Annotated in this window: 2 protein-coding genes and 3 pseudogenes; 4 read left to right on the top strand and 1 reads right to left on the bottom strand. The window is 35.7% G+C overall.

The genetic code is table 11. The features are described from left to right. The 3 genes and pseudogenes from sdhB to K9V48_RS27020 form a co-directional block, all read left to right on the top strand. Positions 1–257: pseudogene (gene sdhB / locus K9V48_RS27030) on the top strand (succinate dehydrogenase iron-sulfur subunit); the annotation flags it as partial. 500 nt (positions 258–757) lie between these two features. Beyond that, on the top strand, positions 758–2,344 hold the full coding sequence (pckA, locus tag K9V48_RS27025) for a phosphoenolpyruvate carboxykinase (ATP) (RefSeq protein WP_224142169.1): 1,587 nt from the start codon (positions 758–760) through the stop codon (positions 2,342–2,344). A 301-nt stretch (positions 2,345–2,645) separates the two neighbouring features. After that, a complete protein-coding gene (locus K9V48_RS27020; RefSeq protein ID WP_224142168.1) occupies positions 2,646–2,828 on the top strand; it encodes an aspartyl-phosphate phosphatase Spo0E family protein in 183 nt (60 codons plus the stop codon). Positions 2,829–3,251: 423 nt separating this feature from the next. Here the strand turns inward: K9V48_RS27020 and K9V48_RS27015 are convergent. After that, positions 3,252–3,404, bottom strand: a pseudogene (locus K9V48_RS27015) (IS6 family transposase); the annotation flags it as partial. Between the two features lie 552 nt (positions 3,405–3,956). Here K9V48_RS27015 and K9V48_RS27010 point away from each other — a divergent pair. Continuing rightward, positions 3,957–4,391, top strand: a pseudogene (locus tag K9V48_RS27010) (hypothetical protein); the annotation flags it as partial. Positions 4,392–4,675: the final 284 nt, after the last annotated feature.

The following is a 4,675-nucleotide window of genomic DNA, read 5'->3' as shown; positions in this document are numbered from 1 at the left end:
ATAGTAAATCTAATTTCATTGGACCTGCCCCATTATCACAAGTACGTCTATTTAATGCACATCCAACGGGCGAGATGAATAAATCTGAGCGACTTGAAACAATTATGGGCGATGGTGGCTTAGCTAACTGTGGGAATTCTCAAAACTGTGTTCAGTCATGTCCAAAGGGAATTCCTTTGACTACATCGATTGCTGCCTTAAATCGTGACACAGCTATTCAATCTTTCCGTAATTTCTTCGGAAGCGATCAAGTGTAATCCATAAAGGGAGAGGGATTATATGTTACGCGTTCCGACTAAAAATGTATCGCTTGTAGACCTTGTATTAGTTAGCAGATCGGTTTACTAGCCAGAAAAATCTGCAACATAAACTAGCTTAGATGTAACTAGGGATAAAGTATCCTACTTGTATGGGATTTATTTAGTTCCGAATTCTGATAAGATTTTGCAGATATTTAATGAGAAGGAACAATATATAGCAGGCATTGTGAAAAATTTAGTTCGAAGACTAGAGAAATTAGGCAGAAGACGTAGCCTATTCATTTTTAAAAAGGTGCAACGCCTGAGAATTAATAGGATTTTGGCGATACGAGGTCAGGAGACTTCTGAAATGCTACGTTAATCTTTTTTACCAAGAAACAGAATTGAAATTACAAACAAATCCTCATGAATAGTGTACATCATTTATTTTAATGTGTTATACCATTTGTGGATAATACAAGGAATCTTCATGAAAAAGGAAAAAGGATGGTATGTATATGAGTACTGTGAACGTCCAAATTGACCTAAATGAGTTATTAAATGGAAGGAATGCACAAGTTCAATTAAGTGTACCTCAGCTAGTGGAAAAAGTATTAAAGAGAGAAGAAGGAAAATTAACTACTACCGGTGCTGTTTCTGTTTTAACAGGTAAATACACTGGACGTTCTCCTAAAGATAAATTCATTGTGAATGAAGCATCCACTGCAGATAAAATTGATTGGGGCACTATAAACCAACCGATTTCCCAACAGCATTTTGAAAATCTATACACAAAGGTATTAGAATATTTAAAAGAAAAAGAAGAAATCTTCATATTTAAAGGCTTTGCCGGAGCGGATCCCAGCTACCGTCTTCCAATTCAAGTGATAAATGAATACGCTTGGCATAACTTATTTGCAAATCAATTATTTATTCGTCCGACAGGGATTGAATCCCCTAAACAAGATGCACAATTTACAATCGTATCCGCTCCGACGTTCAAAGCAAATCCAATTCTTGACGGTACAAATTCTGAAACGTTCATCATCGTTTCGTTTGAAAAGCGGATTGTACTGATCGGCGGTACTGAGTATGCAGGTGAAATGAAGAAATCCATTTTCTCTATTATGAATTACTTGTTACCAGAACAAGACATTCTATCCATGCACTGTTCTGCAAACGTAGGTGAAGAAGGCGATGTGGCATTGTTCTTCGGCTTATCTGGCACAGGAAAGACAACGCTATCAGCAGATCCAAACCGCAAGTTAATCGGTGATGACGAGCATGGCTGGTCTGATAACGGCGTATTTAATATAGAAGGCGGCTGCTACGCGAAATGCGTGAACCTAACTCGCGAGAAGGAACCTCAAATCTTTGATGCGATTACATTCGGTTCTGTATTAGAAAATGTTATGATTGACGAGAATACTAGTCTTGCAAATTACAACGATGTATCTCTAACTGAAAATACACGTGCAGCGTATCCAATTGATGCAATCGATAATATCATGCTACCAAGCATTGCCGGACATCCAAATACAATTGTGTTCTTAACAGCTGATGCATTTGGCGTCTTGCCTCCTATCAGCAAGTTATCCAAAGAACAAGCTATGTACCATTTCTTAAGCGGTTATACTAGTAAGCTAGCAGGAACAGAGCGGGGTATTACATCTCCGGAAGTAACTTTTTCTACATGCTTCGGTTCTCCATTTTTACCACTTAACGCAACTTGTTATGCAGAAATGCTTGGAGAAAAAATTGAAAAGCACAATGCAAATGTATTCTTAGTGAACACAGGTTGGACTGGCGGCAAATATGGCGTAGGCCAACGCATAAATCTTTCCTACACTCGCGCAATGGTGCAAGCAGCCCTAAACGGCGAATTAGACAACGCGGAAACTGGAAAGGATGACATCTTCGGTCTTGAAATTCCGCTCCATGTTCCTGGTGTTCCTGATGACGTATTAATACCAGAAAAACCCTGGACTGACAAAGAAGCTTATAAAACAAAAGCATTAGATCTTGCCGGCAAGTTTATAGAAAACTTCAAAAAGTTCACAAATGTATCTGAAGAGATTATTGAGCTGGGCGGACCTTTAGTATAAAGAAAAGTGGAGTCGACTAGTCGGCTCCAAAGAAGATAAAAAACATTATCACGCTATAAACCATAATCAGGATTATAGAAAACAACATTTGCTGACAAACAAAGATTCCTATCGTTGTTGAGTGATAATAAAGTTGTTCAATTTAAAATAAAGTCATTTAAAACATAATAAAGTTGTTTAATATTACATATGCAAGCGAAAAGACTAAATAAATATAAGCCTTCACCGATCTGCCGACCTAAGAAAGGATTTTTATTAATAACCAGTTTAAGATAATGGGTGAGTGATTAGGGGAATTTGTATGATATTTATAGAGTTAGATGAAATAGAATACAGAATTAATCAACTGAGAAAAGAATTGATTCAGATTGCTGAAATAACTGGATTAAATAGCCGTGAGACCATTTATTTCAGTCAGAAATTAGACCAACTCATCACGATCTATCAAAAATCTTCTTATAAAAAAATAGAAATATGTTGTTGAATGGCAATAAAGTCGTTTGAATATTAACATTTTAAACAACTTTATTATCATTAGTTTTGAAATTTAATCTTCATGTTACGATCGAAATTAAACAACTTATTTTTGTTTGATCTGAATTTAGAACGGTTTTTATGCGAGTTTGACGCTTCAAAATTAAATGACTTTATTGTTACTGTACAATCGTTTCTTGAGTTCAGTGATAAAGTATTTATGTGGACACAATATAACAGAATTGTTGAACAATAAGGAAAAGATGATGAGAATAATGCGCAAGCAGCAGGCAAATTACTGAAAAAGATTCTATCTGTTAGGTTCTGATGCAAAAACTATTTGATGGAGACATAGAACCTACATGACCTGCTCAATGACAGATTATGATGCCATTCCAAACAACTTATGTATGAATTTGACTTCATTTTGGAGCATAATGGCTGTATGAGCTATCGGCAGACCTCGTTCCTCTATCATTTCCACCAAATCACGAAAACTGAGGTTGTACCGCAGATACCATCTCACCGTTAATAAAATAATATCAGGTTGATAATGTTTCCATTTGAACAAATTTTGGTTTTCCATACTGATCACCCCCTCTTTTAGAGTAATAGTATCAGTATGTCCAAGATTTAGAGATTGCTTGCAATCAATTTAATCTTTTTGTACCAGAACCAAAAAGACCTACAGTTATAATAGTGGGTGTTGATTTCCGAGTTTCTTCTATATAACTAGTTTTTAGCATGATTCTCAACCCATTTAATATAGCTTCTAAAACTGTAATAACTAAAATATACCATATGCAAAGCGGAACACCTTGTTCTATTAAGCCAACTGTTAAGAATGTAAAGTAATAACTAGTGAAATGAACGGTCTATTGTTGATTAACAATAAATTACACATAAAGGGGTTTAAAAACGCCAGTCATGTTGTTCGATTATAGGGCCATTATATTGAATAAGAGGTTGCATAAAACTCCACATTTTTATGCAGCTGCTAGGCTTCTTAAGAAGCTAAAAACGTTTATATATCAACGTTGTATAAATTCATGCATAAATGATAAAAAATGAAGAAACGCCAAATCCTTTATACACATGGATTTGGCAATTTTGAGTACTTCTTAAACTTGGTAGTATGTTAACCATGGTTCTGCCTAAACAGAATAAAAAAGGCGATTGGTTGGCGTATGGATTTATGAGCAGAGAAACTTTGCAGGCATTTATCGAAAAAGATAAACAAAGATAGAAAATTCACAACAAAATCGAGCAAAACGAAGTCAGGATCATGGCCAGCGGTCCTTGTTGTACTGATTTCTATGATTATAAAAATAAAGGTGGACAATATACTTATTGGAGATACGGGTTTAAAAACTTGCCTTCCAGCTGGAATGACAGAATTTCCTCCTTAAGTACAGCATCACCTTCTTATAGCTATTCAACGACGCTATGGGAGCATACTTCATATCAAGAGTATGGCAGAGGAGTCTTATTTAGACACTCCGATTGTTATGGTAAAACTGCTAATATGGCTTCAGATTGGAACAACAAAGCTTCGGCAATCGAAATCAAATAACGGGAGATTGCCAATGACCAAGTGAAAGAATTTCAAAATCACTATTCTCTCATCGATTCAGAAGAAATGCGAGAATAGTGATTTTGTTGTAAGTTTCGTCACAACTGTCACCCGGGCACAAGCCGCCATTGATTTTGAGTGAATAAAAGGATCTTCGATTTGGTCTTATCCCCGTCAAGTAGACAATTAATAAAAGGTTCACTTATTAAGCAGCCTTAGCTCTATATTCAGTAGGGCTAAGGTTATTTAATTTTTTTTGAAAACGTTTATTATTATAAAACTTA

Source organism: Metabacillus rhizolycopersici (genome assembly GCF_020075705.1).
The sequence above is the reverse complement of the archived record's forward strand: the minus strand, read 5'-3'. Positions and strand labels throughout refer to the sequence as shown.